Genomic DNA, 16,950 nt, shown 5'->3' on the forward strand with positions numbered 1-16,950 from the left:
CCTTTCTTTCTTCTTTCTACTACGCGTAATCTTCCGGACGCCATACTCCCGCATATGCATATATGTCGCGCAAAAATAAACGCGTAGTTATTTCTTCCTGCCTGGTAAGAACATCTGAAGAAATGAGCGTGGGAGCATTATATAATCTGTCGACTGCTTCAGTACGGTCATCAGGCATATACCCCAAAAGTGCCACCATCTTTACCTGGAACGCATATAACAACAATGATCCCTCGCGTGTTTCGTATTTATCGCTATTTATAACCCGAAACGCTTCTTTTATAAGTTGCCATATACGCGCGTCTTGTTCCTCATCCACCATAAGATGCATCGCGATGCGAGCTACTGCCGTTGCCGCACGAAACCGGCTCATGGTATTTCGTATAGACCCGAAAGGTGTTCGCGTTTCCGCCGAAACTAACCGGTATTGTTCACGGCCCGCAATAAACGACAATGCCACATGCGTAAATAATTCCACATGACCCCGAAGTTTTGATTTTTCAAGTCGAATACCTTTAGCATATATGGAGAGCATTCCATATTTTTCCGTATATACACGCATACGGATATCAGCTTCGCCACGTGGATATACGGCAAGTACAAGAGCGTCCGTTTGATGTATATCATAAGACATTTTATGAATGAGAAATTATCTTATTCCTTCTCAATACGCACATATACACCTTTCGTCCGCAACTCTTGCATACCATCGGCATGCTCTGCAAATGAAACCGTATGCGCTCCCACAGCTTTCGCAATATCATCCACCCCTCTCGTTAAAGCCTCCATTTCTGCATCCGCATACAATACGATATGTATTGCGTCATTCGGTTGCATGCCCTCCCTTTTTCGTAAATCTTGTATGTCGCGCATAACCTCACGCCAAAGTCCTTTCATGCGAAGATTATCCGTTAACTCCGTATCCAAAACACAATCTTCCGTCATTTCGATATGTTCCGCGAGTGATTCTATATTCGTCCGCTCACGAATAATGGCTCGGAATGATTCTTCTTCCGGAAGCTCTCTTACTGTTGCCTTTGAGAGTGGCTGTCGCACTGAAATACCCGCCATGCTTCTGCTAGCAAGAATGTGCTCTATGGCTGACCGCGTTATTTTCATTTCCTGATTTGTCTTTTCATATTTCTCTCCCGGAACAGCGGAGGGCCACTCTTCCAAGTGCACCGACTCTTTTCCGTTTTCATCTTTGATATCCTGATATATATATTCAGCCGCGAAGGGCGCGAAGGGCGCCAGTATTTTTGCAAATACAAGGAGTGCATAGTGAAAATACTCCAAAGCGCACACTCTTTCTTCCGCCCCCTCCCGAAACCTATCCCGTGAATACTGCAAATATATCGTTGAAAACATATCCACAAAATCGGCAAGGAGACGCACGGCGCGATCAAGGCGGTACTGCTCCATAGCATGCATCACGTTTTTCTCTGTTTGCATGAGATTATACACAAGATACTGATCCAGTACATGAGCATTCATATCAAAAAGCGGCTCTTTTACGGTATGGGTCCGATACAGATTATAAAAGGAAACCATATTAACGAGACGTGCGATAACTTTTTTAGCCGTTTCGTCCACCCCTTTTTCCGAAAAATGAAGATCTTCGGCACTAACTGCCGGTGACATAAGAAAATATAAGCGAAGCGCATCGGCTCCGTACCGGGAAATCACCTCCATCGGATCCGGATAGTTCTTGAGGCGCTTGGACATTTTCTGTCCATCCTCCGCTAAAATCGTTCCATTTACCAATACCTGTTTATATGCCGGTTTTTCGAAAAGCGCGGTTGCCAAAACGTGTAACGAATAAAACCATCCGCGTGTCTGGTCCAGTCCCTCGGCAATATAATGAGCCGGATATCCCTTATTATTCTTCGGATCGAATATATCCGTATTTTCAAACGGATAATGTTGCTGTCCGTAAGGCATAGATCCCGATTCAAACCAACAATCAAATACTTCAGGAATACGCTTCATCACACCCCCGCACGAACACGCAAGCACAATATCATCCACGAACGGTCTATGCATATTAAGCCAACCACGCTCATCGTAGGGGAAATTCCGCACATGAAGCGGACGCAATTCTCCCTGCTTAATATAATGCCGTCTCTCGCCAAGCCATTTATCAAGAGCGCGTTCCGGCAAAACATAATCCATAGACGCCTCAAGAACCCACAATGGATCTCCGTGACTCACAATAAGAATACGCTTTCCCTCATGTTTTTTATCAATATCCCGTACTGCGTTTACCATACGCTCTTGCACATCATGTAAAGACTCCCCTCCCTTTGGCGCATTCGCAATACGGTTATGATGATCATTACCGAAATATGCCAGATATTCACGTACTTCCTTCCCCTCAAATTCCGTACCATGCCTTAGTTCCCTTAGACGTTCGTCATATACAATTTTTGCTCCCGTTATATGCGCTACAATTTCCGCCGTCTCGCGCGTGCGCACGAAGTCGGATGCGTAAATAACATCCACTCCTCCATCTTTCAGTAATTGCCGGGCTATGTTACTAATATCGTTTTTTCCTTTGTCCGTCATATGAATGGGAGCCTCGGGATCATGCGTAATTTTTACATACTTCACGTCCGAAATACCATTACCTGAGCCATCCAAATCATTACGCTCTCCGTGACGCAAAACAAAAAAAGTATTGGCTTTTGTAATACGCCTCTCTTCCAGTTCGACAAGCGAACCTACCACGTGTATGTCTTTACACTTCTCGCATCGCCATACCGGCAAGGGCGCTCCCCAATAACGACTCCGCGAAATAGACCAGTCTGGCGCCGTTTCAAGACCTCTGCCAAACCTCCCCTCCTTTAAGTGTTCCGGTGACCATACAATATCTTTATTTGCCGCAATAAGATTTTCCCGAATGGACGGTACATTCACAAACCATGAGTTTGCGGCATAATTAAGAAGCGGTGTATCACATCTCCAGCAAAACGGATACGAGTGAGTAATTTTCTTTTTTGCAAACAATACTCCTGTATGTGCCAAGTGCTTTATAATTTCTATATCAGTTTTTTGATGATCATCTTTCGGTTTCACCGGTAAACCCGCAAAGTCCCGTATATCATCCACAAAGCTACCATCTCCCTTTACATGCTGAACGAACGGTAAATGATGTTTCTTGCCCAACTGCATATCTTCATCTCCAAATGCGGGTGCAATGTGCACAACACCAGTACCTTCGTTGGTTGTTACAAAATCACCCGCATATATTTTCCAACCGTTTTCCCCATCCGGCAAATCTTTTTGTTTAATGTAATAATCAAATACCGGCTTATATGCACGACCTACTAATTGTGCTCCCGGCACTTCGTCGATAATTTCATATTCCCCTTCAATAACATCTTTTATGAGATCCTTAGCAAGATAAAACACCGGATCATCATTAGCATGATCCGTCCCGTATTCCGATGTTGCCACATCGGCGCGCCTTTGTACCTTTGCGTAGATAATATCAGGATGTACCGCAAGCGCCACATTTCCGGGCAATGTCCAGGGCGTCGTTGTCCATGCAAGCACAAAAGCGCCCTTTTCATCCGCGAGTTCAAATTGCACGGTGACAGAAATATCCGTAATGTCTTTATATCCCTGACTTACTTCAAAATTTGCAAGTGTTGTTTCGCATCGCGGACAGAGATGCATCGACTTATATCCCTCATAAATAAGTTGTTTATCGTAGAGCGTTTTAAAAATCCACCATACCGATTCCGTATACGTTGGATCCATTGTCCGATAATCGTTTTCCATATCCACCCAGCGACCAATACGAGGAATAATACGTCGCCAATCATCGGCATACCGAAGAACCGTTTCTTCGGCACGGCGGTTAAACTTAGCAATACCGTATTCTTCAATTTCCTTCTTATGCGTAAATCCTAATTCCTGTTCAATAATATTCTCGAGCGGAAGACCATGACAGTCCCATCCCCATCTTCGCGGCACATAACGTCCGCGCATGGTCTGATAACGCGGAATAACATCTTTAAGGACGCTCGCCAAAATATGCCCGTAATGCGGAAGGCCGGTAGCAAACGGCGGACCGTCATAAAATACAAATTCTTCTTTATTTTTCGTCTGTTCCAAGCTTTTCTCAAAAATCTTATGCTCACGCCAAAAAGCGAGAATTTCCTCTTCTCGCTCCGCTATCGTTTTTTTCGCCTGTTCGTCTGCCATATACGCCCTATACTACGGGAAATATCGTATTTATTAAACTTGACAATATAATAATATAATACCACGGTATATTCGGTAAAATATTCAGTAACCTCCCGAAATACCGTTACCGTAAAAAACACCAGGTAAAAAACCGTGTTTTTACCTGGTGTTTTTTATTTCTCACAATATACAAAGATCCTCAAATTGAACAACTTTTATTACATTTCTTCAGGGGCATCTATTCCTAAAAGATATAATCCTTTTTTAAGAGTAGTTGCCGCCGCATCCACCAATGCCAAACGAAACTGCCTGATCTCTTCATGTTCTTCCGTCAGAACAGGACATGCATGATAAAAATCATTTGTAGTCTTAGCAAGCACAAATACATATCCGGCAATGATGTGTGGTGCGTAATCGGCGAGCGCATCCGTAATCGCCTCCGGGAAACGTAAAATCCGCACCACGAGCGCACGTTCTTTTTCTTCCATCTTTACCGTGTTCGGAAGTGAGATTTTCGAAGATTTTGCTTTGCGTAAGATGCTTTTTAACCGCGCATGCGTGTACTGAATATATGGTCCGGTATCTCCATCGAATGATAGAGCGTTATCCCATGTAAATACGATATCGGATTTTCTGTTATGCGAAAGATCAAAATACTTTATTGCTCCTATACCCACCTGATGCGCAATCGTATCGGCCTGCGAAAGATCCGGATTTTTTTCATCAATAATGGCGCGCGCCCGATCATACGCCTCGTCAAACAGTGCATCCAGCGCAATAACCGTTCCCTTTCGCGTACTCATAGATCCTTCCGGAAGGCGCATCTCGCCGTAAGAAACATGCTCTGAAACCCCCGCGTCATTATATCCCAACAAATCCGCCACCCGAAACACCTGCCGAAAATGATATTCCTGACGCACATCCACTACATATATATTTTTCCAAAAACGCCATTGTTTCTTCCTATATGCAATAGTGGCAAGATCACGCAATAAATAAGTGGATGCGCCATCCGACTTACGAAGTACCGCTTCTCCCAACCGTTCCCCTGTAAGATCAACCAAAACAGCCCCTTCCACATTTTTTGCAACACCTTTCGTAATTGCTTCATCAACAATCCGCGCCATATCATTTTCATATGCCGACTCTCCCTTATGCTCATCAAAGGGAAGAAGATCTAATCGATGCGCCCCCTCCTCCAGTTTTTTCATGGAAACGGCTACCATCCATTGCCAAATGTCCCTGTTTTCCTTATCCCCTCTTTCCAGCTTCGCAAATTCCGCTTTCGCGCGTTCCCGCCGTTCGGGCTCCTCTTCTATTTTTTTATTCTCTTTTTTGTATATATCCTCAAGAAATGCGAACGGATCTTCCGCAATGCGCGGCTTTATATCATCCGTTATATTCTCTTTATATGCAAGGAGCAATATACCAAATTGCGTTCCCCAATCTCCCACATGCGTATCCGACACCGCATGATATCCCCCTGCGGCAAACATGCGCTTCAACGCATCGCCAATAATACCGGTACGCATGTGTCCTATATGTGGGCGCTTTGCGATATTAAGCTGAAAATATTCAACGACAACTGTTTTTCCAGCTCCCGCCGTACTGGTACCCCATGTTTCTTTTTTCTCCAAAACACCCTCCGCAAGCTCTCGCATTAAGAAAGCATCCGCAAGAAAGAAATTTACAAATCCCGGAGCCGCCGCCTCTGCACACCACATATCATTTGTCAGTTTGCTCGCAAGCTCATTTGCAATATCCATCGGACTTTTTCTCAAGGAATCCGCAAGAAGAAGTGCTACATTTGTGGCATAATTTCCGTGAGACACATCGTCCGGCTCCGACACAGAAAAAACCGGCATATCTCTTTCCGGCGCATCTACTATCATGGTGTGTACGGCCTCTTCAAGACATGCCCGAATTTGATCGCGTATCGTCATACCTCCACTTTAGCGAAGAACGGTAAAAAGTGAAAGCGCGAGAAACATCACCGTTCCTCACCGCGCACTACGTCCATCGCCGTAAGACCACCTTCATCTTCGCAAACAACGACTGCATCTTTCTCTTTTGTGCCGGAAGATGAATCAGATATAACCACTTCCTCCACCCATGCATGCGTACCAAGATCCGCCCCTTCATTAAGAGAGCACCTATCAGCATTAAGTGCGGTGTATAATGTAAAAAATGTACAAAGACCGTTCTCACGGCATGCTATAGTTCCCGTTGTATCCGAAAATACCTGCGTTGTACGCACAAAAGACGTGCATCCCGCACAAGGAGCGGGTACGGACAGCACGGATCCACCCGATACCGCCGTTTTAATATCCACCCGTGGCACCCCTGATCCGCCAAGGCGTTCAATAATATAATACCCGCGTCTTTGTAAATTTTCTCGATCCGGCTCAAGTACAACACCTGCCAAGTCCAGCGTTACCGCAATCTGCTCACTTACACCGGTAAGAGAAGCTGATTCATCCGCACATCGTATAGTGTAAACGGTGGGTACCGCATCAAGTGCTACCAATTCCCGTGCCGTATCCGAAGTTGTGTATACTTCTCTCATAGGAAGCAGTACATGTGCATGTCCGGAACCCGGCAAAGCGGAAAATACAAATGTCGTATCATTGAACGGTCGATAGGGAACGGGTATAAAATCGGGTGGAGGATTTTTTACTAAATTTGGTTCCGAAAGCCATGTATATTCATCCTCAAAAGCCGAACGTGCGGTTAACAAGCACGAATCGGCAGACGATCGCCACTCGAGAGATGCAACCATTCCCGTAAACGAACTGCGACTCACTGTGCGCGTAAGGGTAAACGGCTCCCCCACATCATATGTGCGGATAATATGCTTTTGATCTGATGGTCCTCTATAAAGAAGCTTGGAAACAACGCGACCGGTTCGTATAGGCAAAGGTGCATCGCGCCCGTCCGGATCCATTCCGAACTCAAGCGGATGAGCGCGTTCATCCGTACGGTTATCCAATCCAAATGATTGGAGTATGTAATTATTTCCCGTACATGATGTGTCCGTGCACCCGCATTTCCACTCTCCGCCAAACCAACTACATGCGTACACCGCCAGATAATTAACACCTTCCCTTATCATGTCTGCCGGAATGTCCCCCGCGGCGCGTCCTGTGATCCATTCCGAATCCTTATCGTCTTTTTCACCGGTAAGCGTAATTTCTTCCCATTCTTTCACATTCTCTTCATCTACTGATGCACGTTCCGTTAATATAAATGCCTTCTCCCACACGGCAACAGGCGTAGTGCTTTCACCCGCAATTATCACCTCTACCGTTTGGTCCGTATTACATAAAATGGTAATTAAAAGCTCCTGCACCTGTGAAAACATATGCACCACCGGCGCAAAATCTTCTTCCGTATCAAGGAAAGATGTTTTATGGTGGCAAGCCGCCGAAGATTGTGCGTTCGTAAAAGCGCCCCCCCATCCCATTACTACGCTCACCGCAAAAGCAAAAAAGAGCATATACTTCATGTATATAGTATACGGTACGATCAAAAAATAATCACCTAATAAAATAACATACTCTATTTTATATTTGTCAATATTATGATATACTGTTTCGTATGATTACTCTTGCTGTAAATCGGAGAGCGCGATTCGACTTTGATATCCTGGAAACATTCGAAGCGGGATTGTCTTTGCATGGATATGAAGTAAAGTCTGTAAAAATGGGGCGTGCGAGTATTGGAGGAGCGCATGCCATTATTCGCGGCGAAGAAGCCTATATTATAGGCATGCAAATACCGCCCTACCAGCCGGATAATACCCCTGATACATACGATCCGTCTCGTACGAAGAAGCTTATTCTAAAAAAAGCGGAAATTCGTTCTCTTATAGGAAAAATTATCCAAAAAGGCTTGACTTTAACCCCCATTCGAGTGTATACTAAGCGTGGTCTTGTAAAGATGGAGCTCGGTCTTGCACGCGGAAAAAAGAAAGAAGATAAACGCCAAAAAATCAAAGAACGAGATGCGAAACGCAAAATTGAGCGGACTCTTAAAACAAGAATGCAGATAACAGGGGGACGTCGGGATTCGACGTAGTATCCCGGTACATATACTAATCAGGCAGAGCGCAACCTCTTAAAACTACGAAATAGATAAGTGCAAACTTATTCAAAAAAGCGTTCGCACAGCCAGCAATGGCGTTGGCGTAACGCTTTCCGGGGTTCGATCTTGCTCTTTAGCAAGACATCCCGGACATCGATAAGATTCACGTCCGTACGATCTTATTTCGGTGTTATATCATCGGACTCGATGATTCCGACTGCTTGATACGAATCATGACATAAATCAGGCACCCCTTTTGTGCTTCGGCACAGAATAATACCTGTAACAGTTAGATATGTGCCCTCTACGGACGGGAGTTCAACTCTCCCCGTCTCCACAAGTTTTGCCACCTTTTGCCAAGAGCAAAATAGTTGCAAAACTTAATACACTACACCCGCAAAGTTTAGTGTATACATTGTTTAAGTTTTGTTTCGTATTTCAGCGAAACGCCGTAATGTTTACAATAGTTATAGATTCAAACCTATCCAAAATCCTCGCATCAACAATCAAATACGCGTACCGGAAGTTCGTGTTGTGGGAAAAGATGGCGATAACCTTGGCGTTATGGAAACGGCAAAGGCGCTTATGCAAGCCCAGAGCGACGGACTCGATCTTATCGAGGTAGCCGCCAAGGCAAAACCGCCTGTTGTTCGTATTATGGATTATGGAAAGTACCAGTATCAGAAAGAAAAGGAGGCGCGCGATTCAGCGAAAAAACAAAAAAGCACCGAGGTAAAAGGCATACGCATCGGATTTAACGCATCCCGTCACGATATGGAGCTGAAAGCGAAAAAAGTAGAGGAATTTCTTGCCGAAGGAGATAAGGTAAAAGTGGACTTCATCCTTAAGGGACGCGCAAAATACTTGGACAGAAACTTTATTCGAGAGCGATTTAACACCTTTTTAAGCTTTATAGCAACACCTTACAAAACCGAAGGCGAACCGAAACGGGCGCCGCGAGGACTATCTCTTATCGTTGAGCCCGATAAAAAAGCATAACGTACCGATACCAAAAAATAAAACCATTATGGCGAAAACAAATAAATCCATCACGAAACGACTAAAAGTTACCCGTACCGGCAAAGTTATGAGCCGTACGCCGGGACATAATCATTTTAATGCAAAGGCACGCCGCTCCAAACAATTGGATAAAAAAGGTCTTACCGAAATAAGTTTTGGGAAAGCAATTATTAAAAAGGGTATTAAAAATTAACCCGTATGACACGCGTAAAACGAGGAACAATAGCAAATAAACGCCGTCGCAACATCCTTAAGCAAACTAAGGGATTTCGTTGGGGTCGAAAATCAAAAGAACGCGCCGCGCGAGAGGCACTCCTGCATGCGGGACTACATGCTTTTCAAGATCGCCGCAAGAAGAAGCGGGTATTCCGCAAACTTTGGAACGTACAGGTTAATGCGGCCTCCCGTCTTGCCGGTACTACTTATTCAAAACTCATCGGCGGAATGAAAAAAGCAAATATCGCCCTTGATCGTAAAGTGCTTTCCCTTCTTGCTCAACATCATGTATCGGCGTTTGAAGCCGTAGTAAAAAAAGCAGAAGGTAAATAAAAAAAGCCGATAAGGATCCTTATCGGCTTTTTTGTTGCCATTCAAAGGATATACTTACATGTTTGCTCTTGATTTTTTCCAATTACGTGGTATAGTACCGCCACGGTTTTCTAAGCATAAAACCCTTTATTTTTTCTGTACCGTGTCTTGCGAGCACTGCAATTTATTTGTAGTGCTCTCGTGGGGATGGTACCCAAATCAAAAATTCCGAAGGATGAGGCGATATTGCTGTAACGATAGCCCTTTGAAAACATTTGTAATCCAAGGAGATTTTGAATGGCAGAAGATCCCGTCACGTACATATATCTGATCGTTGTGTTGATTATCGGTCTCCGCTCACTGTACACGTTCGCAACATTCAGCAGTACTTTTTGGTGGCTCAAACGCCAACGCGTCAAAACTGTGGAAAATACAGATAAACATTTTGTTGTCGTGATCCCGGTGTTGCGCGAACAACGGGTGCTTCGGGAAACTGTCGAGTGGTTTTTAAGTCTCGACTATCCACGCGATAAGCTCACCATTGCCATAGTTACAACAGAACAAGAGTACACGACCAGAGCAGACGGACAGACAACCGTTGAGCTAGCGGCATTGCTTCATGATGAATACGGACATGCTGTCTGGCACATACACTATCCTGAAACGAGAGGAGAGAAAGTCCATCAACTAAATTATGCGATCAGCGTGATCTTGGAAGAAGACGCGCTGGCAGACAGTGAGATGTTCATTGCACTGTATGACGCAGATTCCAGACCGCATCCGCAAACGTTAAAATGGGTGTCTACGTTATCAGTTGCCAATCGTCGTCAGCAGATTTTGCAGCAATCGGCCATTTTTCTGCAAAACTTCAGCGACATGAAGTCAAGAAATGGTTTTATTGTTGCGAAGCTGTTGCAGGCGAACGCCATTCTGCAAACGCGATGGACGTTAGCGCATGAAATTCCCCGTATCCTTCGACAAGGTTACGCATTACGCAGGTGGAATCGACGATTGTTTCTGTCTCACTGTGTAGGACATGGTCTTTTTCTTCGGAAAGATGTCATGCGAGAGTTGCGGCGACTACCAACAGAAACATTGACCGAAGACCTCTTTATGGGATTCGTCTTGTCGCTCTTAAGAGAGCCGATTCAGCTTGTGCCTGTGTTTGAATCTGCCGACATGCCGTATTCTTTGAAATCTGCATTGTTGCAGAAATACGTATGGTTCTATGGCCCGATGGAGCACAGAACCTATGCGAGCGTTTTTCTGCAAACCAATCCGGAAAGAGCGCCGAAGTGGCTAGTAAATTTGTTTGCCGTGAGGGGGTTAATACCCGCGGCAGCTTGGCTCACTTCAGGGTGGATGGTGCTCTTTGTGATTGGATTTACGGCATTTTCCGGAACAACAGGGACGATAATACTTTCAGCGAGTACGCTCATCGCGTATCTAAGCACCTTTGGGCTTACGATACAGCGGTATGCACTACTCAATGAGATCACTGGAAGACGTGAGGTAGTACGGACAGGAGAAGGGATATTGGTTTTTCTTTTCCTTATCCCGATTTTTGTTCTGCATAGTTTGCCTCCGCTTCTATCGGTGACAACCAAGATCCGGTCACTCGTGACCAGCATCAGACCATTTAAACCCAAAACTGAGAGGTGACGGATGGAAGAACGACTGCATCGAACATTGAGAGAGGTGATGCTAAATCACAATAATGACTACGGGTTCGACGTACACGCGACGCTTCTTCAAAGCCCTGATGTTCCAAACCTTAGCATCGTCATTCCGTATTATGAGAGCAAGCACATCACCCTTGTAATACGCTACCTCTACACGGGGATAGTAAAGGTTCAGCAAGAACACCCCGAGTGGCAGTTTGAGGTTATCGTGATCGACGACGGATCGATGAATCGCGCGGATAGAATTTTTAACCCTCAAGAGTACCACAATCTTGCTGTGACAACGCTCCAAAGTAATCGCGGCAGAACCGAGGCTCGCAACGTAGGTTTGCGACAAGCTCGGTTTCCTGTGGTGCTGTTCATGGATGCTGATATTATCGTGAGCGATGACGTAATCCTTAACCATTTGAAGGTGCAGGTAGCCGAAGGGATTGCGGGGCGATGCATTACAGTGGGTTTTTTTGCCACTGTTGCGCCGGCCGACCCATTCCTTACTCAACCACTTACGAATAATGCGATACGGAGCAAGCTCAACGATTTCAGACTCTCCTGCGTATACCAGTCATCATGGATTGGTTGTGAGGAAGATAAACAATTCATAGGAAGGATGTTTGAGATAGTTCGGGAGACTAACGGCTTTAGAAACTGGCCAATTGGCTCATTTTTTGGCCCGTGGATACTGTCGAATATGGTTCTCGGCGGATTCTTTATGGTAGACAGAGAAGCCGCGTTCGAGGTGAACGGCTTCGACCGTTCTTTTGTGGGCTACGGCTTCACGGAAACGAGTTTGCCGACCAAGCTCATTGCGCGATACAGTCATTACGTCGTGCCAGTTATCGAAGGTGTATGTCTGCACATCGACGACGAAAGTGAGTGGCCGTCCCGAAGTGAGAAAAATGCGCTGTTTCGGGAGAAGCACGCGCAATACTTCAACCGCTATCTTGAACTAACCTGTGAGGAGGCCATTCATGGATAGATTAAATCTTGTGTTCCACCAAATATTGGACATTGAAGAGAAGCGCAGATCAGTGTACGACATGGTCGAAGAATCGGCGATTAAGATCCTCGAAACCGTCTTAGTTTTGTTGCACGGTCGCGGAATCGCGCTACGCGTATTCCTCGATGATGGCTATAGCAGACAATTCGGTTTTGCGCGCGTGCTTCAAGAACGGCTCGGCTTGCTCGCCGTCATAGGGATCGCCACGGATGATGTCGGCGTAAAAGGATACCTCACGCGGAATCAAGTTCACGTATTATCCTCAAGCGGACAACGTATTGCTTCGCATGGGGTATCTCACGCGGCGCTTGGCAAGTATGACAATGATACGGTAATGGAAACACCATCGGGAGGAATATATCGCAATATGCCAAAAGGAAGGATTGAGCTTTTGTCCGAAGCGGAAGTGCGCTATCAGGTTGTTGAGTCGCACCGTGAATTACAACGGTACGGCGTGTCAGTATCGGATTTCATTTATCCGTATGGCGTATATAATCGAACTATACGGAATATCGTTGAGAACTCGAATCTGTACACTACCGCACATACGTGCGACATAGTACTTGAAACGGAACATTCTGACCTATTTCTCATTCCTCGGCTAGTGATAGACAATTCCTTGCCGGCGGATCAGTGGATCGAAAAGATACGCACATTACTAGGGGGATAGATGCATCAGGAAATCTTTACTATCGAAGGCATTGTACATGCAGGGAAAACGACTGTACTCGATAACGTGCGTAGGGCAGGTCTGGCCATTATATGCATTGACGAGTATACGAGATACCGAGGCACAGAGCCGTTTCCAGAACATCCGACAACACTGGAAGAAGCGTTGCATGCAAACCAATTCTTTGTCGATTTGGACACTCGACGCTTTACTGACATTCATGACATGGCGAAAGCCGTGCTCTTGGATAGAAGTTGCCTTTCCGTTCTTGCGTATCACTATGCGACGGAGGGGATCACACACGGAGAGATTGCCTGCTTCGAACCAAGCGTTCGTCTCTATCGAGAGCACTTTCCGCAGTATATTCCGCATGCAATGCTATACCTCGAAATTACCCTTAGTGAGCTAACCAGACGCCATGAAGGAGATACTACTGTATATAAATCTGTTCTTTTGGAGGAGGAATTCAACCGACATCTCACATATTTCTATGAAAATGCACAGCTCTTTTTCCCAGAGCTGGAAGTGCATAGGATAGATGGTACATTGCCAGCGGGAGAGATACTACAAGCAGTAATTAGGATTTTAGGTTTCGCCTAAAAATGGGGGCAGCATTCCAACAATGGAACGCTGCCCTTTTTCATGTTTGCGTGCAGTTCTGTTATGATGAGTGCAATGCTACATAGTCATAAAACCATATTTTTTGATTGGAATAAGACCCTGTCCCATTCACAATTCTGGGAACATCTTGAAGATCCCGACCATCCCAACAGCCGTGAAGGTGCGGTGATTTCCAATTTTCTTTTCAATGAGAACCGCGAACTCTTAAACCCGTGGATGCGGGGAGAAATGAGTACTGATGATGTCCTCATCAAGATCTCTGAAAAAACGGGTATCTCTTTTCAATTCATACGCCAAGAATTAGAGCACAGTTGTCGCAACATGCGCCTTGTGGCGGACGAAATAGTCGATCTTATACAAAAAGTACGAAGCGCGGGTATTCAATGCGTCATTGCAACCGACAATATGGATACATTCCGCACATATACTATCCCGCACATGCGGCTTGATGATATTTTTGATGATTTTCTCATATCTTGTGAACTCGGCGTATTGAAATTTGACATAGATAAAGGACACAAGAGAATTCCTTTTTTTGATACCTATTTGAGCGAGCATAATTTGAATTATAGCGACGTTGTATTACTAGATGACTGCACAGACGATGGCTTTTACCATGCTATGGGTTTTCAAATTGTCCAAATCAGGCAACCAGCCGATTTAATTGCATGTTTGTTGCAATAAAAAAGAGAGGCACATGGTCTCTCTTTTAAAGTTTTCACGACACCTCCTCCTGTGCATGGTCGAGCACGCCGCCATGCGTATAAACTCCCGATGGCTCAAAGACAAGAAAGGAATATCAAATGCCGTAAAGGAACTTAAGGATATGCTTGCCGAAACCGTTCCGGGCACTGCCATATCGCCGAACAGAGTGGTAGAACGCTTAATAAGGAATAACTTTGAAGAAGTTATATACCTGGAACACGCCAAAAGCCGTTTACGATTTGTCATTACAAACAGCGCGGAATATAATTTTCTTTGCATGGTAGAGCAGATTCAATAAATACCGTTAGAGATTCAACCTTGCCGTACTTACAAGCCGCTCGGTACGCACAACAACCGGCGGCTTTTTATATTGTGTACTACGCGCCGAAAGCGGAAACAGAGGAAAAAATATTTACCGCGGATTGCTTATATGAATTGACAGAGAAATAAAAATCTGTATAATTCTCAATAAATACGGAGGAATATATGGAGAAAACATATTATCTGTTTACCGCGTACAACCTCAAAACCGATGTTATTATTCTTCTTTCAACGAACGATCATCCCAACTTTGTACCGAAGCCGGGAGCCCGCGTTCCCGATAGCACACCCGCAAAGGAAGCGGATGATTATTACGAAGTAATAACGGTTCTTGACGGCTCAATTGTCGAACGATTTACCGCCCTGGAAAAAATGGAAAGAGAGCTGGGAAAAATACAGGAATCAGGCATATCGTCCCTCATAAAGGAAATAGGTACACTACTTCTTCATGAAGGGCGCACCTTTCAGCAAATGCAAATTAGGGAAACTTTTTTAAACATATAACTAAGCGGCAGTATTTCTGTCGTTTTTTATTTTCTAAATTATTGTTTTAAGTTCCAAAAAAGCACCGATAATTAATGCTGTTATCAATAGCCACGGAATTACCTTTTTAAACGACAACGGTCCCCATTCACATTTCGGATCATTTTTACAAACACGAAGAGCAAGAAGGAGAATAATAACACCCTCAAGAGCAATTGCTACCGCTCCCACAAGGCCAATCGTTCCGATAAAACTACTTATACCCAACAAAAAAAGTCCGAGCGGCAAACTTATAACGACCGCCCAGGCAAGGACATACGGCACATTATAATCATACCGAAATATATTGCGAAGATTTGCTCCCAATGCAAGAAATGAAGTAAATACGGCAATGAGACCTATAAGAGAGCCTATAGATACGGCGCGCTGACTTACCGCACCTACAAGTCCGGCAAGCGCCTCTTCCGTTGTTCCCGTTCCGGAAATCCCCACTACAGAAAAGGCAAACAAACCGTATACGACAACTGGGATAATGCCTGATATGATAATAACCCCCCGCAATAAAGATCTATTTCTTTTTTTCAATATATCAGCGACCTCCGGAATAGTGGAAGCGCCTCCCATAGCAAACAGGAAAATACCATACGGAAGAAACCAGTATGTATTATCCGCAAGTATGAATTGCATTTTTTCCACATGCGAATAAGTGATATACAAAAGGATAACAACAAATAGAACGAGTAATGACGTTAAAAGAAAATTGACGGTACCGATACGCGCTATAGGGAAAAGAAGAATACCGCCTGCTACTGCAAAAAATACCAAACTCCAGACAAAGGGAGGTAAGGAAGAAAATGACATAATCTGGGAAAGAAATAATCCTCCCAAAATACCATAAGCAAGAAGGGATCCGTATAGCTCAAATACCGATGCTCCAAATGCAAGATGGCGTGCAAAGGATCCAAAATAACGCTTTGCGTATCCGGGTAATCGATGTATTCCTTCTGTCTGCAAGGCAACTTCTCCGTAGAGCATGTGTACGCATATGGTAATTGCGAAAGCAATCACTATATGAAAAAATCCCCAAAATACCCCCGCCCGTGAAATGGCGTATGGGATAGCAAACATGCCGGCACCGATAATAACGCCCGCCAAAAGACCGATTGCCGAAATAACCCTCCAAAAATTTTTCATTATTTCTTGCTTCTTCCCACACTTCGGTCCACGCGCGGCACCTTTTCCTCTACAAACCGAAATGCCCAAACGACTAAAAGCGTAAGTATGGTAGCAAAAACGGAAACCATATACATTTGAAGCCCTACTGCAATACCGATAGCGGCCGCCACCCAAAGAGCCGCTGCTGTGGTGAGTCCCATAACTTTATCGCCCTGCAAGACAATTAGTCCCCCGCCGATAAACCCAATCCCCACCACAACTTGAGAAATGATACGCGTGGGATCGGGCGTGCCGAACGACGCTAAAGGAGAAAATTCCGCCACCGACATAATGGTAAAAAGCGCCGCTCCCATACTAACAAGCGCATAGGTACGCATGCCCGCCGCCTTTCGCCGGTGTTCCCGCTCAACACCAATCATCATACCAAGGAATACCGCCAGTATAAGTTGCAGAAATATATGCCCCGTCATAGA

At 44.9% G+C, this 16,950-nt stretch carries 16 protein-coding genes, 1 other RNA gene and 1 pseudogene; 12 read left to right on the forward strand and 6 right to left on the reverse strand.

The window, feature by feature from the left end; translation table 11 throughout:
- Positions 1–19: 19 nt before the first annotated feature.
- The 4 genes from recO to COU90_00650 form a co-directional block, all read right to left on the reverse strand.
- A complete protein-coding gene (gene recO / locus COU90_00635; protein ID PJE64762.1) occupies positions 20–634 on the reverse strand; it encodes a DNA repair protein RecO in 615 nt (204 codons plus the stop codon).
- A gap of 20 nt (positions 635–654) precedes the next feature.
- Positions 655–4,209, reverse strand: coding sequence for a hypothetical protein (locus COU90_00640; protein ID PJE64763.1), 3,555 nt, complete (start codon positions 4,207–4,209; stop codon positions 655–657).
- Positions 4,210–4,409: 200 nt separating this feature from the next.
- The gene (locus tag COU90_00645; protein PJE64764.1) at positions 4,410–6,134 is read right to left on the reverse strand and encodes an arginine--tRNA ligase; all 1,725 of its coding nucleotides are present in this window, start codon (positions 6,132–6,134) and stop codon (positions 4,410–4,412) included.
- A 47-nt stretch (positions 6,135–6,181) separates the two neighbouring features.
- Positions 6,182–7,696 carry a hypothetical protein gene (locus COU90_00650; GenBank protein ID PJE64765.1) on the reverse strand — a complete coding sequence of 505 codons (1,515 nt, stop codon included), beginning with the start codon at positions 7,694–7,696 and terminating at the stop codon, positions 6,182–6,184.
- A gap of 92 nt (positions 7,697–7,788) precedes the next feature.
- Here COU90_00650 and COU90_00655 point away from each other — a divergent pair.
- The 12 genes and pseudogenes from COU90_00655 (at position 7,789) to COU90_00710 (ending at position 15,322) form a co-directional block, all read left to right on the forward strand.
- Positions 7,789–8,226, forward strand: a pseudogene (locus tag COU90_00655) (SsrA-binding protein).
- 19 nt (positions 8,227–8,245) lie between these two features.
- Positions 8,246–8,614, forward strand: a transfer-messenger RNA (tmRNA) gene (gene ssrA, locus COU90_00660).
- Between the two features lie 86 nt (positions 8,615–8,700).
- The gene (locus tag COU90_00665) at positions 8,701–9,273 is read left to right on the forward strand and encodes a translation initiation factor IF-3 (GenBank protein PJE64766.1); all 573 of its coding nucleotides are present in this window, start codon (positions 8,701–8,703) and stop codon (positions 9,271–9,273) included.
- Positions 9,274–9,301: 28 nt separating this feature from the next.
- Positions 9,302–9,487: a hypothetical protein gene (locus COU90_00670; GenBank protein PJE64767.1), complete on the forward strand. Its 186-nt coding sequence runs from the start codon at positions 9,302–9,304 to the stop codon at positions 9,485–9,487.
- A 5-nt stretch (positions 9,488–9,492) separates the two neighbouring features.
- Positions 9,493–9,843 (forward strand): 50S ribosomal protein L20, encoded by a 351-nt coding sequence (locus COU90_00675; GenBank protein ID PJE64768.1) that lies wholly within the window; start codon positions 9,493–9,495, stop codon positions 9,841–9,843.
- 276 nt (positions 9,844–10,119) lie between these two features.
- Positions 10,120–11,484, forward strand: coding sequence for a hypothetical protein (locus COU90_00680; GenBank protein ID PJE64769.1), 1,365 nt, complete (start codon positions 10,120–10,122; stop codon positions 11,482–11,484).
- 3 nt (positions 11,485–11,487) lie between these two features.
- The gene (locus COU90_00685; GenBank protein ID PJE64770.1) at positions 11,488–12,480 is read left to right on the forward strand and encodes a hypothetical protein; all 993 of its coding nucleotides are present in this window, start codon (positions 11,488–11,490) and stop codon (positions 12,478–12,480) included.
- A complete protein-coding gene (locus COU90_00690; GenBank protein ID PJE64771.1) occupies positions 12,473–13,171 on the forward strand; it encodes a hypothetical protein in 699 nt (232 codons plus the stop codon). The genes COU90_00685 and COU90_00690 overlap by 8 nt, the downstream gene beginning before the upstream one ends.
- Complete coding sequence (locus COU90_00695; protein ID PJE64772.1) at positions 13,172–13,771, forward strand: hypothetical protein; 600 nt, start codon at positions 13,172–13,174, stop codon at positions 13,769–13,771.
- Between the two features lie 75 nt (positions 13,772–13,846).
- Positions 13,847–14,476, forward strand: coding sequence for a hypothetical protein (locus tag COU90_00700; protein PJE64773.1), 630 nt, complete (start codon positions 13,847–13,849; stop codon positions 14,474–14,476).
- A 55-nt stretch (positions 14,477–14,531) separates the two neighbouring features.
- Complete coding sequence (locus COU90_00705) at positions 14,532–14,795, forward strand: hypothetical protein (protein ID PJE64774.1); 264 nt, start codon at positions 14,532–14,534, stop codon at positions 14,793–14,795.
- A 188-nt stretch (positions 14,796–14,983) separates the two neighbouring features.
- Positions 14,984–15,322, forward strand: a complete 339-nt coding sequence (locus COU90_00710; protein ID PJE64775.1) for a hypothetical protein — start codon at positions 14,984–14,986, stop codon at positions 15,320–15,322.
- 33 nt (positions 15,323–15,355) lie between these two features.
- Here COU90_00710 and COU90_00715 read toward each other — a convergent pair whose 3' ends face one another.
- Together COU90_00715 and COU90_00720 are read right to left on the reverse strand one after the other, a co-directional pair.
- The gene (locus COU90_00715) at positions 15,356–16,495 is read right to left on the reverse strand and encodes a hypothetical protein (protein ID PJE64776.1); all 1,140 of its coding nucleotides are present in this window, start codon (positions 16,493–16,495) and stop codon (positions 15,356–15,358) included.
- On the reverse strand, positions 16,495–16,947 hold the full coding sequence (locus COU90_00720; protein ID PJE64875.1) for a magnesium transporter MgtC: 453 nt from the start codon (positions 16,945–16,947) through the stop codon (positions 16,495–16,497). The genes COU90_00715 and COU90_00720 overlap by 1 nt, the downstream gene beginning before the upstream one ends.
- Between the last annotated feature and the right edge of the window lie 3 nt (positions 16,948–16,950).

This window comes from Candidatus Ryanbacteria bacterium CG10_big_fil_rev_8_21_14_0_10_43_42, assembly GCA_002793915.1.
Lineage (GTDB): Bacteria > Patescibacteriota > Minisyncoccia > Ryanbacterales > 2-02-FULL-48-12 > 1-14-0-10-43-42.